This is a genomic window from Streptomyces sp. NPDC032745, assembly GCF_055579465.1.
Genome location: NZ_JBVING010000002.1, coordinates 398,516 through 415,344, shown reverse-complemented (window position 1 = coordinate 415,344; position 16,829 = coordinate 398,516). Strand labels below are relative to the sequence as shown.

General features: G+C 73.5%; 17 protein-coding genes. 7 read left to right on the top strand and 10 right to left on the bottom strand.

Annotated features, from left to right (window positions below):
• Nucleotides 1-59: 59 nt before the first annotated feature.
• The 3 genes from ACZ5WG_RS06210 to ACZ5WG_RS06200 all read right to left on the bottom strand — a co-directional run bounded on the left by ACZ5WG_RS06210 (nucleotide 60) and on the right by ACZ5WG_RS06200 (nucleotide 2,892).
• Nucleotides 60-980: a sirohydrochlorin chelatase gene (locus ACZ5WG_RS06210; RefSeq protein ID WP_468721033.1), complete on the bottom strand. Its 921-nt coding sequence runs from the start codon at nucleotides 978-980 to the stop codon at nucleotides 60-62.
• A gap of 110 nt (nucleotides 981-1,090) precedes the next feature.
• Nucleotides 1,091-1,777 carry a uracil-DNA glycosylase gene (locus tag ACZ5WG_RS06205; protein ID WP_383510959.1) on the bottom strand — a complete coding sequence of 229 codons (687 nt, stop codon included), beginning with the start codon at nucleotides 1,775-1,777 and terminating at the stop codon, nucleotides 1,091-1,093.
• A gap of 23 nt (nucleotides 1,778-1,800) precedes the next feature.
• A complete protein-coding gene (locus ACZ5WG_RS06200; protein WP_468721031.1) occupies nucleotides 1,801-2,892 on the bottom strand; it encodes a WD40/YVTN/BNR-like repeat-containing protein in 1,092 nt (363 codons plus the stop codon).
• A gap of 214 nt (nucleotides 2,893-3,106) precedes the next feature.
• Between ACZ5WG_RS06200 and ACZ5WG_RS06195 the strand changes: the two genes are divergently transcribed.
• The 3 genes from ACZ5WG_RS06195 to ACZ5WG_RS06185 all read left to right on the top strand — a co-directional run bounded on the left by ACZ5WG_RS06195 (nucleotide 3,107) and on the right by ACZ5WG_RS06185 (nucleotide 6,122).
• The gene (locus tag ACZ5WG_RS06195) at nucleotides 3,107-4,465 is read left to right on the top strand and encodes a wax ester/triacylglycerol synthase family O-acyltransferase (RefSeq protein WP_468721029.1); all 1,359 of its coding nucleotides are present in this window, start codon (nucleotides 3,107-3,109) and stop codon (nucleotides 4,463-4,465) included.
• 80 nt (nucleotides 4,466-4,545) lie between these two features.
• The gene (locus ACZ5WG_RS06190) at nucleotides 4,546-5,679 is read left to right on the top strand and encodes an NADH:flavin oxidoreductase/NADH oxidase (protein ID WP_468721027.1); all 1,134 of its coding nucleotides are present in this window, start codon (nucleotides 4,546-4,548) and stop codon (nucleotides 5,677-5,679) included.
• Nucleotides 5,680-5,768: 89 nt separating this feature from the next.
• A complete protein-coding gene (locus ACZ5WG_RS06185; protein ID WP_468721026.1) occupies nucleotides 5,769-6,122 on the top strand; it encodes an ArsR/SmtB family transcription factor in 354 nt (117 codons plus the stop codon).
• A gap of 246 nt (nucleotides 6,123-6,368) precedes the next feature.
• Here ACZ5WG_RS06185 and ACZ5WG_RS06180 read toward each other — a convergent pair whose 3' ends face one another.
• Together ACZ5WG_RS06180 and ACZ5WG_RS06175 are read right to left on the bottom strand one after the other, a co-directional pair.
• Complete coding sequence (locus ACZ5WG_RS06180; RefSeq protein WP_468721025.1) at nucleotides 6,369-7,730, bottom strand: FAD-dependent oxidoreductase; 1,362 nt, start codon at nucleotides 7,728-7,730, stop codon at nucleotides 6,369-6,371.
• A gap of 52 nt (nucleotides 7,731-7,782) precedes the next feature.
• Entirely contained in the window at nucleotides 7,783-8,436 is a 654-nt protein-coding gene (locus ACZ5WG_RS06175; protein ID WP_468721024.1) for a DUF305 domain-containing protein, read from the bottom strand.
• 102 nt (nucleotides 8,437-8,538) lie between these two features.
• Between ACZ5WG_RS06175 and ACZ5WG_RS06170 the strand changes: the two genes are divergently transcribed.
• On the top strand, nucleotides 8,539-10,011 hold the full coding sequence (locus ACZ5WG_RS06170; protein WP_468721022.1) for an LVIVD repeat-containing protein: 1,473 nt from the start codon (nucleotides 8,539-8,541) through the stop codon (nucleotides 10,009-10,011).
• Nucleotides 10,012-10,023: 12 nt separating this feature from the next.
• On the opposite strand, the gene ACZ5WG_RS06165 is transcribed toward ACZ5WG_RS06170, so the two are convergent.
• Nucleotides 10,024-10,653 (bottom strand): TetR/AcrR family transcriptional regulator, encoded by a 630-nt coding sequence (locus ACZ5WG_RS06165; RefSeq protein ID WP_468721021.1) that lies wholly within the window; start codon nucleotides 10,651-10,653, stop codon nucleotides 10,024-10,026.
• 285 nt (nucleotides 10,654-10,938) lie between these two features.
• On the opposite strand from ACZ5WG_RS06165, the gene ACZ5WG_RS06160 reads away from it, so the two are divergent.
• Nucleotides 10,939-11,703, top strand: coding sequence for a dienelactone hydrolase family protein (locus ACZ5WG_RS06160; RefSeq protein WP_468721019.1), 765 nt, complete (start codon nucleotides 10,939-10,941; stop codon nucleotides 11,701-11,703).
• Between the two features lie 27 nt (nucleotides 11,704-11,730).
• Here ACZ5WG_RS06160 and ACZ5WG_RS06155 read toward each other — a convergent pair whose 3' ends face one another.
• On the bottom strand, nucleotides 11,731-12,669 hold the full coding sequence (locus tag ACZ5WG_RS06155) for a M56 family metallopeptidase (protein WP_468721018.1): 939 nt from the start codon (nucleotides 12,667-12,669) through the stop codon (nucleotides 11,731-11,733).
• Nucleotides 12,670-12,760: 91 nt separating this feature from the next.
• The gene (locus ACZ5WG_RS06150) at nucleotides 12,761-13,291 is read right to left on the bottom strand and encodes a DUF5134 domain-containing protein (protein WP_468721017.1); all 531 of its coding nucleotides are present in this window, start codon (nucleotides 13,289-13,291) and stop codon (nucleotides 12,761-12,763) included.
• A gap of 144 nt (nucleotides 13,292-13,435) precedes the next feature.
• Between ACZ5WG_RS06150 and ACZ5WG_RS06145 the strand changes: the two genes are divergently transcribed.
• The gene (locus tag ACZ5WG_RS06145) at nucleotides 13,436-13,975 is read left to right on the top strand and encodes a GNAT family N-acetyltransferase (RefSeq protein WP_468721015.1); all 540 of its coding nucleotides are present in this window, start codon (nucleotides 13,436-13,438) and stop codon (nucleotides 13,973-13,975) included.
• Nucleotides 13,976-14,002: 27 nt separating this feature from the next.
• On the opposite strand, the gene ACZ5WG_RS06140 is transcribed toward ACZ5WG_RS06145, so the two are convergent.
• Entirely contained in the window at nucleotides 14,003-14,692 is a 690-nt protein-coding gene (locus tag ACZ5WG_RS06140) for a glycerophosphodiester phosphodiesterase (protein ID WP_468721013.1), read from the bottom strand.
• A 188-nt stretch (nucleotides 14,693-14,880) separates the two neighbouring features.
• Complete coding sequence (locus tag ACZ5WG_RS06135; RefSeq protein ID WP_468721011.1) at nucleotides 14,881-15,528, bottom strand: helix-turn-helix transcriptional regulator; 648 nt, start codon at nucleotides 15,526-15,528, stop codon at nucleotides 14,881-14,883.
• A gap of 49 nt (nucleotides 15,529-15,577) precedes the next feature.
• Between ACZ5WG_RS06135 and ACZ5WG_RS06130 the strand changes: the two genes are divergently transcribed.
• On the top strand, nucleotides 15,578-16,699 hold the full coding sequence (locus tag ACZ5WG_RS06130; RefSeq protein WP_468721009.1) for an LLM class flavin-dependent oxidoreductase: 1,122 nt from the start codon (nucleotides 15,578-15,580) through the stop codon (nucleotides 16,697-16,699).
• The last annotated feature ends 130 nt before the right edge of the window (nucleotides 16,700-16,829 follow it).

Sequence of the window (16,829 nt, the reverse complement as noted above, 5' to 3'; positions counted from 1 at the left end):
CCGCACCCCGGGGAAGGTTCCCGGGGCGCGGGCCCTCGTACGAGCGGTCCTGGGAAGGATCAGTGGGCGGCGGCGCCCTGGGAGAGGCCGAGCGCCGCGGAGTACTGGGTGACGACGAGCTTGCCGAGCGCCGAGTAGGCGCCGAGCACCTCGGAGGCCGCGCAGTCGGCCTCCTTGCACGCCGTGTCCAGCAGCCCCTCGGCAGCCTCCGGGCCGATCAGGTACGGGGCCAGCGCGAGCTGCGTGGAGCCCTCGCTGCGCAGCTGCTCGGCGACCGCGGCCACCGAACCCTCCTGGTCGAGCGCGGCGGCCTTGACGGGCACCGCGAGGCGGGCGGCCAGCAGCATGCCGGTGACCCCGGCGACCTGGACGGCCTCCGCGCCGCCGGTGGTGGCGACGATGATGCCGTCGGCGGCGGTGGTGACGGTGAACAGCCGGGCGCGGTCGGCGCGGGCCAGGCCCGCCTCGGAGAGCCGCACGTGCAGGCCCTCGGCGAGCAGCGGGTGCGGGCCGAGCACCTCGGCCAGCTCGGCGGCGGCCGAGGAGTCCATGACGGCCTGGCGCATCCGGCGCAGCAGGTCGGCGTCGGGGCCGGCCAGCAGCGGGACGACCACGGCGTCCGGGCCGGTCGGCGCGGGTACCTCGTGGCCGGCGGCGCGGGCGAACTCCGCGCGCGCGACGCGCTCGGCCGCGACGGCGGTCAGCACGCCGGCGAGGGCCGGGAACTCGGAGCCCTCGGCGTCATCGCCCTCGAGGAAGCCGATGCGGGCGTCCAGGCCCGGCAGCTCGGAGCGGCCGATGCTGATGATCTCTTCCGCCAGCCCCCGCGAGGCGGCCGAAGGGGCACCGGGCACGGCGAGCACCAGCGCGGGCGCGCCCTCGGGCGCCACCGCGGGCTCGGGTCGGCGGTGCCGTCCGGCAGGGCGGGGTCGCGGCATTCGTACGGGCAGGCCATTTGCGGGCCCAGTGGGGGAGCTCATGGCGCCGCATGCTACTGGCTTATCGGAACGCAGTGTTCGGGCAGGGCCTCATCGGGCGGCTTCTGTCCGTATTTATCCGTTGAATGTCGTATACCGTTCAACCGAAATGATCAACTGGCGGAGGGAAGGCGCCAGTCCACCGGCTGCGCCCCCTGACGGACCAGCAGGTCGTTGGTCCGGCTGAACGGCCTGGAGCCGAAGAACCCGTTGGCCGCGGACATGGGGGAGGGGTGGACGGACTCCACGGCCGGCAACTCGCCCAGCAGCGGCCGCAGATTGCGGGCGTCCCGGCCCCACAGCACCGACACGAGGGGCTTCCCGCGCGCGGCCAGCGCCCGGATGGCCTGCTCGGTGACGGCCTCCCAGCCCTTGCCGCGATGGCCCCCGGTCTTGCGCGGGGCGGTGGTCAGCGCGCGGTTCAGCAGCAGCACGCCCTGCCGGGTCCACGGGGTCAGGTCCCCGTTCGCCGGCCGGGGCACCCCGAGGTCCGCGTACAACTCGCGGAAGATGTTGTCCAGGCTGGGCGGCCACGGGCTGACGTCGGGCGCCACCGAGAACGACAGGCCCATCGCGTGCCCGGGGGTGGGGTACGGGTCCTGGCCGACGATCAGCACCTTCACCTCGTCGAAGGGCTGCTGGAAGGCGCGCAGTACGTTCGCCCCGGCCGGCAGGTACGTCCTCCCCGCCGCGATCTCGGCGCGCAGGAAGTCGCCCATCGCGGCGATCTGCGCCGCCACCGGCTCCAGAGCCCGGGCCCAGCCCGGCTCGACGATCTCGTTCAACGGTCGTGCTGCCACAGTGAGTCACTCTACTGGCCCATTCAGTGAGCCAGCACCGCCGCCCGCACGCACAGGACATCGGGCAGGTGCCCGGCCAGCAGCTGCCAGCTGTCCCCGTCGTCGTGGCTGGCGTACAGCTCGCCGTTGCGGTTGCCGAAGTAGACCCCCGCGGGGTCCGCGTCGTCCGTGCACAGGGCGTCCCTCAGCACCGTCCCGTAGTGGTCCCCGGCCGGCAGCCCGCGGGAGAGCGGCTCCCAGCTGGCGCCCGCGTCCCGCGTACGGAAGACCCGGCACCGGTGCTCCGCCGGGACCCGGTCGGAGTCGGCGTTGAGCGGGAAGACGTACGCGGTGTCCGGCAGGTGCGGGTGCGCGGCCACCGCGAAGCCGAAGTCGGAGGGCAGGCCGCCGCCGATGTCGGTCCACCGGGCCCCGGCGTCGTCGCTGCGGTACACGCCCCAGTGGTTCTGCAGGTACAGCCGCTTCCGGTTCCCGGCGTCCTGGGCGATCTTGTGCACGCACTGGCCGAACTCCGGATGCGGATCCGGCAGGAACACCGCGGAGACCCCCTCGTTGGACGGGGCCCAGGCGGCGCCGCCGTCCAGGGTGCGGAACACCCCGGCGGTGGAGACCGCCACCGTCACCGCGTCGGGGTCTGCCGGGTCCGTCAGCACCGTGTGCAGGCCCTCTCCGCCGCCGCCCGGCACCCAGCTCCCCCGGCTCGGGTGCTCCCACAGCGGACGGACCAGCTCGAAGGAGTTCCCGCGGTCCGTCGAGCGGAACAGGGCGGCCGGCTCCGTCCCCGCGTAGACGACGTCCGGCGCCTCGGGGCCGGCCGGATGCAGCTGCCAGACCCGCTCCAGCGAGGCGCCGGTGTCCTTCGGGAACTTCACGGCGGGCTCCGCGGGCTCCTGCCAGCTCGCCCCCAGGTCGTCGGAGCTGAACACGGACGGCCCCCAGTGCGAGCTGTCCCCGCCGACGAGCAGCCGGGGTACGGGTCCCCGCCGGTCGACGGCGACGGCGTAGACGGCCTGGGCGTTGAAATGGGGCCCGTCGAGCTCCCACGGGCCGCCGCCACGCCTGCGGCCGATGAAGAGGCCCTTGCGGGTTCCCGCGAGCAGGAGCACCTCGGTCATGGTCGACACCTCCGGACTTCGCCGTCCCGGTCGTCGTGCTGAGCTTCGTTCCGGCCAGTCTGCACCCGCCCGACGGCAGCGGCAGGACAGCCGCCCCGCTGCGCTGACCAGCCGGTCGCCATCGATCAACCGGCGTATCCAAAGGGTGGCTACTTGATCGTAGGAGGCCGAAAGGGGTTGACTTCCACCTCTGCCACCGCACGAGAGGCACTACGTGGCCACCGAGCACCTTTCACCGCTCGACCTCGCCTTCTGGCGGATCGAATCCGCCGCCCACCCCATGCACCTCGGCGCCCTCGCGGTCTTCGAAGCCGCCCCGCAGGACCCCGGCGCCGACCTTGATTCCGGCCGCGGCCACGCCTGCCCCGACGCCGCGGTCCGTGCCGCTGCACTGCTCACCGCCCGCTGCGCCGCCGTCCCCGGCCTGCGCCGCCGCATCCACGACGTGCTGCTGCCGATCGGCGCGGCCGCCTGGTCGTCCGACGCGGACTTCGATCCGGCCCGGCACGTGTTCCTCGTCCGCACCGGCGACCCGCAGGCCGCCGCAGGGCCACTCATGGCACGGCCGCTGGACCGGAGCCGGCCGCCGTGGGAGGCGCACGTCCTGGCCGGGCCCGACCCGGGCTCCTTCGCGGTGCTCTTCAAGTTCCACCACGCCCTCGCCGACGGGCTCGGCGCCCTCGCGCTGGCGGCCATGCTCTTCGACGAGGGCCCGCCCGTACGGGGTCCCGCGCGGCCGGCCCCCGTACCGCGGCCCGGCGGCTCCGCCCTGCGCAGCCTTCCCGGGGTCCTGGCCGCCCGGGTCCAGGACGTCGGCCAGGCCCTGGAGATCGGCGCGTCCGTCGCCCGCGGCGGGCTGCCCCTCGGTGTCCCGGCCGCCTTGACGGCCGTTCCGGCGCAGACCGGCACCCGCGCGGTCGCGGGCCTCGCGCTCGACCTCGACGACGTCAACCGCATCCGGAAGGTCGCCGGAGGCACCGTCAACGACGTCCTGATCGCCATGGTCGCGGGCGCCCTGCGGCGCTGGCTGGTGGGCCGCGGCGACCCCGAGCCGGAGGGTCCCGGGCCGCGCGCCCTGATGCCGGTCTCCCGCCGCCGGCCGGGAGGCGCGCAGTACGGCAACCGGCTCTCCGGCTACCTGCTCCGGCTGCCCCTCGCCGAGCCGGACCCGCTGCTGCGCCTGCACCGGGTGCGGACCGGCATGGACCGCAACAAGGAGGCCGGACCCGCCCGTGGCGCCGGTGCCGTCGCGCTGCTGGCCGACCACGTCCACCCGCTCGGCCACCGGCTCGGCGGGCCGCTGGTCGCACAGGCCGCCCGGCTGCTCTTCGACATCCTGGTCACCAGCGTCCCGCTGCCCAGCTTCACCTTCTCCCTCGGCGGCAGCCGGGTCCGGGAGGTCTATCCGCTCGCCCCGCTCGCCCGCGGCCACTCACTCGCGGTCGCGGTTTCCACGTACAAGGGCACGGTCCACTACGGCTTGGTCGCCGATGCGGCGGCGGTCCCGGACCTGGCGGCCCTCGCAGAGGCGCTGCACGCCGAGCTCGACGAGCTTGTACGAGAGGTCTCGTAGTACGAGAAATTTCGTAGTACGGTGACTCTCGTACAAGCCGCCGGTCGTCGGCGTGCCCGGCCACATCCGGAGAGTCCTTCATGAGTGCTGTCCCGCTTGCCCCCGTAGCCCCTGACGCCGGCGTTCCCGCCGCCTTCGCCGCCCTCTTCGCACCCCTCGCCCTGCGTTCGGTCACCGTGCCGAACCGGGTGTGGATGGCGCCGATGTGCCAGCACGTCGCCGAGGCTTCCGGCCCGGACGCGGGCGTGGCCCAGGCATGGCACTTCGCGCACTACGCCGCCCGCGCGGTGGGCGGCACCGGCCTGATCCTCCAGGAGGCCACCGCCGTCTCCCCGGAGGGCCGGATCTCCCCGTACGACCTCGGCATCTGGAACGACACCCAGGTCGCGGCGCTGCGCCCGATCACCTCGTTCATCAAGGCCCAGGGCGCAGTCCCCGGCATCCAGATCGCCCACGCCGGCCGCAAGGCCTCGACCGGCCGCCCCTGGGAGGGCGACCGCTACGTCGGGCCCGAGGCGGACGGCTGGCTGCCGAGCGCCCCGAGTCCGGCGCCGTTCGCCGAGGGCGACCCGGTGCCGCACGAGCTGACGACCGCCGAGATCCACGAGATCACCGGCCAATTCGCGGCCGCCGCGCGGCGTGCGCTGGCCGCCGGCTACGAGGTCGTCGAGATCCACGGCGCACACGGCTACCTCATCGGCCAGTTCCTCTCCGGCGAGAGCAACCGGCGCACCGACGGGTACGGCGGCTCGTTCGGGAACCGGGCCCGCTTCGCCCTCGAAGTCGTCGACGCCGTACGGGCGGTGTGGCCCGAGGAGCTGCCGCTGTTCTTCCGGGTCTCCGCCACCGACTGGCTGGAGGACTCCGGCTGGACCCCCGAGGACACGGTCCGGCTGGCCGGACTGCTCCAGGCGCACGGGGTGGACCTGCTGGACGTGTCCACCGGAGGGATGGCCCCGAAGGCGAAGATCCCCGTGGGCCCGGGCTACCAGGTGCCGTTCGCGGCCGAGGTCAGGGCCCGGACCGGGCTGCCGGTGGCCGCCGTCGGGCTGATCACCGAGCCGGAGCAGGCCGGGAAGATCCTGGCCGACGGGCAGGCGGACGCGGTCCTGCTGGGCCGCGAGCTGCTGCGCGACCCGTACTGGGCCCGCCGTGCGGCCGCCGGACTCGGCGCCGTGGCCAGGGTGCCCGCCCCGTACCACCGCGCCTGGTAGGGCAACTCGGCCGGGGTGGTGCGGTCGGTCGGTGTACTACGGTGTTTCTCGTACAACACATCGGAGCGGGGGCGAACGGAGCAGCAGACGTGACGGATACGGCCACCACCCGTACGCTCGCCCATCCCGAGCCTGCGGAGATCCGGCTCGAGGCCGTGCTGCACGCGCTGTCGGACCCGATGCGGCTGTCGATCGTGCGGGACCTCGCGGTGACGCCGGACGAGCTGGCGTGCTCGTACTTCGTCCTCCCGGTCACCAAGTCGACCACCACGCACCACTTCCGTGTCCTGCGGGAGGCCGGCGTGATCCGCCAGACCTACCGCGGGACGGCGAAGATGAACGACCTGCGCCGTGCGGAGCTGGAGAGCCTGTTCCCGGGACTGCTCGACAGCGTGCTCACCGCGGCCGCCGCTGAGGAGGCACGCCGGGCGGACACCCCCTGAGGGCTGTCGCGTAATCCCCGGCGGGCGCACGACGACAGCTGCGGCACCTCGCCGCGTTGTCGGAACGCCCGGATACGCCCAGCGCCCGGATACGCCCAGCGCCCGGATACGCCCAGCGCCCGGATACGCCCAGCGCCCGGATACACCCAGTATGAGGACGCTCCTCCGCCCTGCGATGCACCGCATCTGACGCCGTGCGCTGATCCACCGGGGATTGCGGGACAGCCCTCAGGCATCGGCCCCGGCTCAGGCGCCCGTGGCCGCCGCGCCCAGCAGGCCCGTCCAGCCCGGGATCTTCACCGAGCGCCGGCCCAGCGAGCGCCCGAGGTCCGCCTCCGCCGCCTCGATCGCGAGCCAGCCCGGCCACTCCACCGGGTGCAGGCCCGCCGCCCGCAGCGCGTCCAGCGGGTCGCCCGGCAGCTCCCGCCGGGCCAGCGCCCCGGCGTCCTGCAGCAGTGAGGAGGCCGTCTCCTTGGCACAGGGCCGGTTGGTGCCGATCACCCCGGTCGGGCCGCGCTTGATCCAGCCCGCCACGTACTCGCCGACCGAGGCCCGGCCCGCGCGCAACACCCGGCCCGCGGCGTGCGGGACCGTGGCCTTCGCCGGGTCGAACGGCAGGCCGGGCAGCGGAACGCCCTGGTACCCCACCGAGCGCAGTACCAACTGCGCCTCGATGTCCTCGTACACGCCGGTCCCGGTGACCCCGCCGCGCCCGTCCGGGGCGGTCCGCTCGAAGCGCATCCCGGCGACCCGGCCGTCGGGGCCGCCCAGCACCTCCACCGGGCGCAGGTAGAACCGCAGGGCGATCCGGCGCCGGGCGTCGCCCGGGTGCTGCTCGGCCCAGCCGCGCAACACCTCGAGGTTGCGCCGGGCCACCGCGGGCAGTGCGGCGGCCGTGTCCTGGTCGGTGTACGCGGGGTCGAGCGCGAGCTCGGCGGGGTCCACCACCGCGGCCACGCCCGGTAGCGTGCCCAGCTCCCGGAGCTCCTTGGTGGTGAACTTGCCCTGCGAGGGGCCGCGTCGGGCCACCATCGACACCGACTTCACCCCGCTGTCGGCGAGTGCGCCGAGGGCCGGCTGCGGCATGTCGGTCGGGGCCAGCTCCGGCTCGCCCCGGGCCAGCATCCGCGTCACGTCCACCGCGACGTTGCCCGCCCCGACGACCACCGCCGAGCCCACCCCGGGCAGGTCGAAGGCCTCGCCCTCGGCGTCCGGGTGCCCGCTGTACCAGGCGACGAAGGCCGTCGCGGAATGCACACCGGCCAGCTCCTCGCCGGGGATCCCGAGCATCCTGTCGCGGGCGGCGCCCACGCAGTACACCACTGCGTGGTACAGCTCCAGCAGCCGTTCGGTGGTCAGCTGCGGCCCGCCGACCTCGACGTTGCCGAGGAAGCGGATCCGCTCGTCCTCCAGGACGGTGCGCAGGCTGCCCTGCAGCGATTTGATCTTCTCGTGGTCGGGGGCCACCCCGTAGCGCACCAGCCCGTACGGCGCGGGCAGCCGGTCCAGCACGTCGACGCGGACGCCCGGCACCTCACGCTGCTGTACGAGTGTCTGAGCGGCGTAGACCCCGCTGGGGCCCGAACCGACGACGGCGACACGAAGCACGGCGGAGCTCCTCCCGCAGGTGCTCCCAGCATGCCACCGGGCCCGGCGGCCGTCAGCCCATCGCGCGCATCCGGTGGATCTCGGCGGTCTGCGTGGCCACCACCTCGTTGGCCATTTCCTCCACCGCCCCGTTGTTTCCGGCGGCCAGCGCCTCGCCCGCCATCTTCACCGCGCCCTCGTGGTGGGCGGTCATCAGGGTGAGGAAGAGCCGGTCGAAGTCGGCGCCCTTCGCCTCGGTGAGCTGTTTCAGCTGCTGCTCGGTCGCCATGCCCGGCATCGCGCCGTGGTCGTGGGCGGCCGGAGCTCCGGAGGGGGCCGGGTAGCGGGCCGACCAGTTCTCCATCGCGCGGATCTCGGGCTGCTGGGCGGCCGAGATGCGCTCGGCGAGCCGCTTGACCCCGTCCGCCGAGGCCCGCTCCGGGGCCAGCGCGCTCATGGTGAGCGCCTGCCGGTGGTGTTCGACCATGTGCTGCACGTAGGCCCGGTCCGCCGCGTTGGGTTTGTCGTCGGGCTGCCGCTCGGCAGCCTCCCGGGGAGAGAGGGTGCGGGCCTTCTCGCCCGGCCTGCCGGGGGCGATGACCTGCGCACCGTCCTGCTCCGCCGCGTCGTGGCCGTCGCCGCTGCGGCAGCCGGCCAGGGCGAGCAGGAGGCCCGCGGCCACGACCGCTCCGGTGGTTCGACCGAGTAAGCCCTTTGCCATGTCCATGGTAAGGAACATACTGCCGGGGTCCTGGTTCCGTTCCCACCACGAGCGGAATCGATCGGACTCCCATGGGAGGGCACAGTGACCTCGAAGCACACCACCAGAGTGCGGCACAGGAGTCTGGGGGCGGCCGTGGCCGCGGCCGGGCTGCTCGCCACGCTGTTCGCGGCCGGTCCCGCGGCCGCCACCCCCGATCCGGGGGACTTATCACCCGGCAGCGCAGGCAGCGCCTCGTCCGCGCAGGGTGCGGACCCGGCCGCGGGCCGTGAACTCGCCCCCGGCGAGATCCCCGGCCAGGACGAGATCGTGCACAGCGCGAACGTCAGGCACCTGGCCAACATCCCGAGCACCTACCCGGGCGTCATCAACACCGACCTGGCCTTCCAGGGCAAATACGCCTACGCCGGCAACTACAACGGCTTCACGATCTACGACATCGCCAACCCCAAGGCCCCGAAGGCCGTCAGCCAGGTGCTCTGCCCCGGCGGCCAGAACGACGTCTCCGTCCAGGGGGACCTGCTCTTCCTCTCCACCGACTCCTCGCGCAGCGACGACTCCTGCAACAGCGTCTCGCAGCCCGCGACGGAGAAGTCCTCGTGGGAGGGCATCAAGATCTTCGACATCAAGGACAAGAAGAACCCCAAGTACATCAAGTCCGTCGAGACCAACTGCGGCTCCCACACCCACACGCTGGTGCCGGGCGAGCGCGACCTCTACCTCTACGTGGCCTCCTACTCCCCGAACGAGACGTTCCCGGACTGCCAGCCGCCGCACGACGGAATCTCCGTGATCAAGGTCCCGAAGAAGGACCCGACGCAGGCCGCGGTCGTCGCCTTCCCCGTCCTCTTCCCGGACGGCGGCAACCCGGGCGGGCCCACCAACCCCGGCGTCACCAAGACCACCGGCTGCCACGACATCACCGTGCTGCCGTCGAAGAAGCTGGCCGCCGGCGCCTGCATGGGCGACGGCATCCTCTTCGACATCAGCAAGCCCGAGCAGCCGCGGGTCATCGACCGGGTGCAGGACAACGTGAACTTCGCGTTCTGGCACTCGGCGACCTTCAACGAGAAGGCCGACAAGGTGGTGTTCACCGATGAGCTGGGCGGCGGTGGCGGCCCCACCTGCAACGAGGCCACCGGCCCGAACCGCGGAGCCGACGGCATCTACGACATCACCGGCCGCGGCGACCAGCGCAAGCTCGTCTTCCGCAGCTACTTCAAGATCCCGCGCCTGCAGGCCGACACCGAGAACTGCGTGGCCCACAACGGCTCGCTGATCCCGGTCGGCGGCGGCCGCGACATCATGGTCCAGGCCTGGTACCAGGGCGGCGTCTCGGTGTGGGACTTCACCGACTCCGCCCGGCCCAAGGAGATCGGCTACTTCGAGCGCGGCCCGCTCACCACCGACAAGCTCGGCCTCGGCGGGTCCTGGTCGGCGTACTACTACAACGGCCACATCTACTCGAACGACATCGCCAAGGGCCTCGACGCGCTGCGGATCGACGACTGGCGCACCGAGGGTGCGAAGTGGGTGCGGATGGACCGGCTCAACGTGCAGAGCCAGCCCGTGTACCACTGACGGCCGACGGTGTCAGCCTCTTGAGGGAAACGTTCCGCCGGGCGGTCCGCCGTCCGGCGGGACGCCGAGCTCCCAGTCCAGCCCGTACCGCTGGAACAGCTCCGCCCGCAGCCGCGCCAGCGGCATCGGAGCCCCCGGCAGCAGGACCGCGACCACCGCGCCCATCAGCAGCGCCCGCAGCATCGGGTAGTCGGTGTCCACGTCCGCCGAGCCGTACCGCGTGACCGTGTCCCGGAGCAGCTCCGCCAGCCGCTGCTGCTCCGGGCACCGTACGAACCCCTCGGCCTGGAGGATGCCCGCCATGTGGGTCCGCATCAGCAGCGGCCGGTCCCGGGCGAGCCCGAGGACCGCGTCGATGGCGCGGGCGAGCCGCTCGCGGCCGTCCTCGCTGCGCGGCTCCCGCTCCAGGGCCGCGTCCAGCGTGAGGTGCATCAGCCGGTGCACCGCCGACTGCAGCAGCTGCCGCTTGCCCGGGAAGTAGTACGAGACCAGGCCGCGGGCCGTGCCCGCCCGGTCGGCGATGTCGCCGAGCGTCGTGGCCTCGTAGCCGCGCTCGGCGACGAGATCGACCGTGGCCTGGAGCAGCCGCTCCCGGGAACGTCTGCGCAATTCTTCATTGACCGATGCGCTGCGCGGGGACATGCTTACTCCTGCGTTGACTGGCTCCCAGCCAATATACTCAGCGCACGGGGTCGCCTGCTCTGGGCGACGCGGGGGATCGCCCAGAGCAGGGACTTCCACACCTTCACGGGACGGCGGGTTTCGGCCCACCCCGGCGGGCGCCCGGCGGCGCACCCTTGATCCCGGTCCCTCGCACGTGCGATCGGCCCCATGCCGTCCGCGTGTCGACACGGATCTCCACACTCCGTCAGTGATGTGACAGGCTCGGCGAGTTGGCCGTTCCGCACACTGCAGGAGGGGGTTCCCATGGCCTACGAGATCACCGCCCGGGAAGTGGAGATCGCGACGGGCGGCGCCGCGCCGATGACCGCGTACGTGGCCCGCCCCGCGGGATCCGGCAGCCACCCGGCCGTGCTCGTCGGCTCGGAGCTGTGGGGGGTGACCGAGGACGTGCGCGACATCGTCCGGCAGGTCGCCGCGCTCGGCTACGTCGCGATCGCCCCGAACCTCTATCACCGGTCCGGCGCCGGGACCGCCGACGGCCTGACCGAGAATGCCGCCAACCGGGAACGCGCCTTCGAGCTGCTCGGCCGGCTGACCCGTGACGGAGTCGAGGAGGACCTGCGGGCCGCCATCGCCCACGTCCGCGCGCATGCGCAGGCCACGGAGACGACCGGTGTGCTCGGGTTCAGCCTGGGCGGACACATCGCCTACTTCGCGGCCACCCGGCTGGACCTCGCCGCCGCGGCGATCTTCTACCCCGGCTGGCTGCCCGTCGCGGGCACCGCGCTGAGCCGCCCCGAGCCCCTGCTGGCGGCCACCGGCTCCATTGCCGAGCGCGACGTGCGGGTGGTCATGTTCTTCGCGGAACTCGACCACGTCATCGATGCGGAGCAGCGCACACAGATCGGTGACGCGCTCACGGCGGCCGGCGTACGGCACGAGGAGATCGTCTACCCCGGCGCCCGGCACGCCTTCTTCTTCCCCGGGCGCGAACCGTACGACAAGGCCGCCGCCGAGGACTCGTGGGCGCGGGTGCGCGAGCTCTTCGCCGCCGAGCTCGGCGGGTAGGGCGCCGGGCTCCCGGCCGGGACACGGTCAGGTGAGCGCGCTCAGACCCGGCATCAGGGCCACCACCAGCGGTACCGCCGGGACCAGCGTGGCCAGGGCCGTCAGCCGCAGCCGGCGCCCCGCCGACAGCCGGGGCGCCGCCGACAGCAGCCGCCGCACCCGCTCGGACACGTGCGGCAGGGGGCTCGGGTAGGGCCCGAACACCCCCCGGTCCTCGTTGAGCCCGACCAGCGCGAGCGCGATCGTCAGCCTCCCGTACCGCCGCGAGGCCACGTCGTCGGCGGCCAGTTCCACGAGCCGGTGCATCTCCGCTTCGAACGCCGCGAACACCGGCACCTGCGGGAATCCACCCGCCAGCGCCCGCGAGCAGTGCAGCAGCCAGTCGTGCCGGGCCTCCGCGTGACCTTGCTCGTGCGCCAGTACGGCATCCAGCTGGCTCCCCTTGAGCCGCCCGAGCGCGGCCGTGGTCACCACCAGCTGCGGGGCCGCACCCGGCAGCCACCACGCGTCGGGCCGCGTTCCCTCCAGTACGACGAGCCGCGCCCCGGCCGGGTCCTCCCCGGGCAGCAGCGGCGCCCGTACGAGCAGCTCGGCGCCCCGCGCCCGCCGCCGGGACCGGGCCCGCAGCACCTCCCGGGTCAGCCGGGCCCCGGTCCACAGCCCGCCGCCCGCCAGCGCCAGCGCGGTGCCCACGGCCCACGGGCCGCCGGTCGGGCCCAGCGCGTACGCGTCGACCACCCCGTGCGGCGCGGCCGCGAAGAGCCGGCCCCGGACCGCCAGCCAGGCGGCGGCCGCGCTCAGCACCATCGACAGGGCGAAGCACAGGAGCACCGCGCCCACCACGCACTGCCACACCCACAGCGCGACGACGGGCTCGCGGTCGGGCCATTCGGCCCGGGCCAGCAGACGGGGGGCGAGCACCGCGGTCAGGGCGCCGAGCAACAGGAGTGCGGCGGGGACCATCATGCCCGCCAGCCTATGAGCGCGGGGCTACCTGCGGGTACGGGCTTTCGGCATTGGTGACGCAGGACACGTTTGCCCGCCCCGTCCGAGAGCGTCACAGGCTCAGCAGCATCGCCAACATGCCCATCCCCATGGCCAGTCGGCACGCCCGCGTCAGCTCCGTGGGCACCGCGCGCGGCCCGCCCGGGACCGGCTGCGCACCCCCGCCCGCCGTCACCAGCCGCGCCCCGCCGAGCAGCACGTACCCCGCGAAATACAGCAGCAGCGACCCGGTGACCAGCGGCAGGCCCCCGCCGTGACCCTGGCCGGCGGTCATCGTCAGCGCCATGTACGCCATGGCCAGCGAGCCGACCAGGTGGTGGGCGTGGTGCACCCCGCCCCGCAGCAGCCACAGGGCGTGCAGCGCGGCCCCGCAGAAGACGGCCAGCAGGATCCCGGGCCCCCACGGGCCGATGCCCGACGGCACGGCCATCACCGCCATCCCGAATCCCATCAGCGCCTCGCCCGCCGCCCCGCCGCGCGCCTCCCGGCCCGATCTGCGCAGCACCCGCCGCAGGCAGTACGCACCGCTCACCGCGCACAGCAGCACGAGCAGCCAGGCGGGGAGGGAATCGGGAAGGGACATCGCGGGACCGTGCACGGCGGAACCCCCGGTTCGTCGGCGTCACCGGAAGAGATGCCCCGGCCCGGACGCCCGCACGCCGCCCCGGGTTAGGCTCTCGGTGCCGCACCGGGCATGTCATATGCCGCCGAGCCGAACGGAGCCCCGATGTCGACCGCTCACCCCACCGCCCTGAACTTCCGCAGTGCCGTAGAAGCGGACGTACCGGAACTGGTGGTGCTCGTCGAGTCGGCCTACCGCGGGGACGCCAGCCGGGCCGGCTGGACCACCGAGGCGGACGTCCTCGACGGGCAGCGCACCGACCCCGAGGGGGTCCGCGCGATCATCGACTCCGCCGACAGCGTCCTGCTCGTCGTCGAGCGCGCGGGTGAGCTCGTCGCCTGCTGCCAGCTCGAACACCGGGGCGACCACGTCTACTTCGGGATGTTCGCGGTCCGCCCGGGGCTGCAGGGCGGCGGCCTCGGCAAGGAGATCCTCACCGAGGCGGAGCGCCGCGCCCGCGAGACCTGGGGCGCCAAGGAGATGCGGATGACGGTGGTGAACGTACGGGAGGAGCTCATCGCCTACTACGTGCGCCGCGGCTACCGGCGCACCGGCGAGCTGAGCCCCTTCCCGTACGGCGACGAGCGCTTCGGCATCCCGCTCCGCGACGACCTGGCCTTCGAGCTGCTGGTCAAGCCGCTGTAGCGCGGGAGCCCGGGCCGGGCGCAGCCGTCAGGCCAGGAACCGGCCCGTGCTGCGGATCTCCGGGAAGTCGGTGGCCGCACCGTTCAGTTCGAGGGCCCGGGCCAGCCGCAGCTGCTGCAGGGTGTTGACGGTCCAGCCGGTCACCTTCAGCCCGGCCGCGTGGACCGACTCCACCGTGTCCAGGGTGAGTTCGCGGATGTTCAGGGCGACCGTGAGCGCGCCGGAGGCCACGGCCCGGGCCACGACGTCCTCGGCCCCGCCACTCAGGTCCGCATGGAGCACGCTCCGCACGCCCGGCAGCAGCCGGGTCGTCTCGGCGAGCACCTCGTCGTGGCAGGAGGCCACCTCCACCCGCGCGCTCAGGTCGCGGCGCAGGACCAGCTCCGCCAGCGCGGCTGCGGCGGCCCCGTCGTGGACCGACACCTGGAGCGGGGTCCGGACGGCGTCCAGGACCTCCTCGAAGGCCGGCACGTGCTCGCCCTGGCCGGCGTCCAGCTCGCGCAGCGCGGACAGGGTCAGATCGGCGACGGCCCCGGCGCCGTCGGTGGTCCGGTCCACCTCGGCGTCGTGCAGGACGACGAGCACGCCGTCCTTGCTCAGCTGCACGTCCAGAGCGATGACGTCCATTCCGGAACGTTCCGCTCGGACGAACGACCGCAGGGTGTTCTCAGGTTCGACACCCATGACCCCGCGGTGACCGATGGTGAGGAAAGTCAAGGTTCTCTCGCTTCCGTCGACGGCGGCTCCCCGCGCGGTCGCGGTGTCCCTGCCGGCCGCGCGGTGAGGACGCATGCTAGTGCGCCGGGGATGCGATGAGACCGCCCGTGCAGCGCTCGGAACGAGGCCGTCGGCCGGTTCCCGCCAGGGCTGTACGCCGCCGCGGGCCCCGGGGCGGCCCTGCCGTGTCACCCGGGCGTGGGCGCGTCCCCGCCGCCTTGACGCTCCGGGTCCGCGGCTCCGCTCCGGGCCCCCGTCCCGGTCCCGGAGAGCTCTGCCAGATCCGCCAGCAAGGCCTCGCCCAGCTCCAGTTCTGCCAGGTGCCGGCGCTCGCTCCAGCGCAGCGCGAGCGCCGGGAAGGCCCACTGGGGCACGTCGCCCGCCTGCTCCACGGCCTCCCGTACGGCGGCCAGTTCGCCCCGGGTGCGCTCCAGGTGTTCGCGGACCATCGCGCGCAGCCGGTCCGGCTCGGCGAGGTGGCCGAGCCAGACCCGCAGCAGCAGCCCGTGCTTGAGCACCGGGGGACCGGCCTCGGCGGTGTCCGAGGCCCAGCCGGCGAGGGCCTCGCGGCCGGCGTCGGTGATGGCGTAGCGGCGCTTGGCCCGGGCCTCCTCGGGGCCCGAGCGCGCGGAGGCCGCGTACCCCAGCTCCTCGAGCCGGCGCAGCTCGGCGTAGATCTGGCTGATGGCCGGGGACCAGTAGAAGAAGCGCAGGGAGGAGTCCGCCCACTTCTTCAGCTCGTACCCGGTGCGCTCCCCGGGGAAGGACAGCAGCCCGAGCACCGCCCATGCGGTCGGCGGAAGGTCTTGCTTCTTCGACGTATGACTACTAGTCATATTCCGAATTGAAGTGTGGCCGGGCACGGGACGCAACCCTGGAGGCATCGTGAAATTCTCCGTGATCTTCGAAGCTCAGCTCGCCGACCCGACCGTGGAACGGGAGCACCAGGTCATCCACGACTGCGTGGAACAGGCCGTGCTCGCCGAGCGCATGGGTTTCGACCGGATCTGGGCCGTCGAGCACCACTCCTTGAAGTGGTACGCGCACATGAGCGCACCCGAGGTCTTCCTGACCTGGGTCGCGGCCCGGACGCACACCATACGCATCGGTCACGGGGTCGTCTGCATGCCGTTCAACTTCAACCACCCGGTCCGGGTCGCCGAACGGGCCGCCATGCTCGACCTGCTCTCCGGCGGCCGCCTCGACCTGGGCGCCGGGCGCGGCGGCACCGAACAGGAGACCTCCCTGTGCGGGGTCGACAGGGAGCGGACCGCCCAGGAGGTGGAGGAGGCGCTGCGGATCATCGGCAAGGCCTGGCAGGAGGAGGAGCTGGAGTACCACGGCGAGCTGATCGACATCGCCCCGCACCCGATCCTGCCCCGGCCGCGGCAGACCCCGCATCCGCCGCTGTTCCTGGCGTGCAGCCGCGCCGAGACCCTCGTACAGGCCGCGGAACTGGGGGTCGGGGCCCTGGTGATGGGCTTCGCCGGGCCGGAGTCCATCGCCGGGATGCGGGCCGTGTACGACGGGGCGGTGGCCGGCCGGGACGGCGCCCGCTTCGTCTCGACCGAGGTCAACGACCACTTCTCGGTGCTCTGCCCGACCATCGTGCTGGACGACCCGGCCGAGGCGCGCCGGATCGGCATCCGGGGCCAGCGGTTCTTCGCCCAGTCCATCGGCCACTGGTACGGCGGGACCGGCATCCCGGACGAGGCCGTGGTCGCGGGCGCCGACGAGGCGGCGGAGATGCACAGGGCGGCCGAGCAGGTGGTGGCCCGGCTGCACGAGCACGACATCCCGGTGCGTCCCACGTCGACAGCCACGTTCCGCGCCGACCACGCGTACGGGAGCGCCGACGACGCCATCGCGTACGTGCAGCGGCTGAAGGAGGCGGGCGCGGACGAGATCATGTGCCTGATCCAGATGGGCACGGTGCCGCAGGAGGCCTGCCTGGAGACGCTGCGGCAGTGGGGCGAGAAGGTCATCCCGCACTTCCGCGGCGAGTGAGCCCGCGCCCGCGGGGGGGGGGGGGGGGGTCCCCCCCCCCGCGGGGGGGGGGGTGCCCCCAGAGGCGGGGAAAAGAGAACCCCGGGGGGAGGAAGGGGGGAAAACGTCGGTCGGAGGGGGGGAAGAGGGG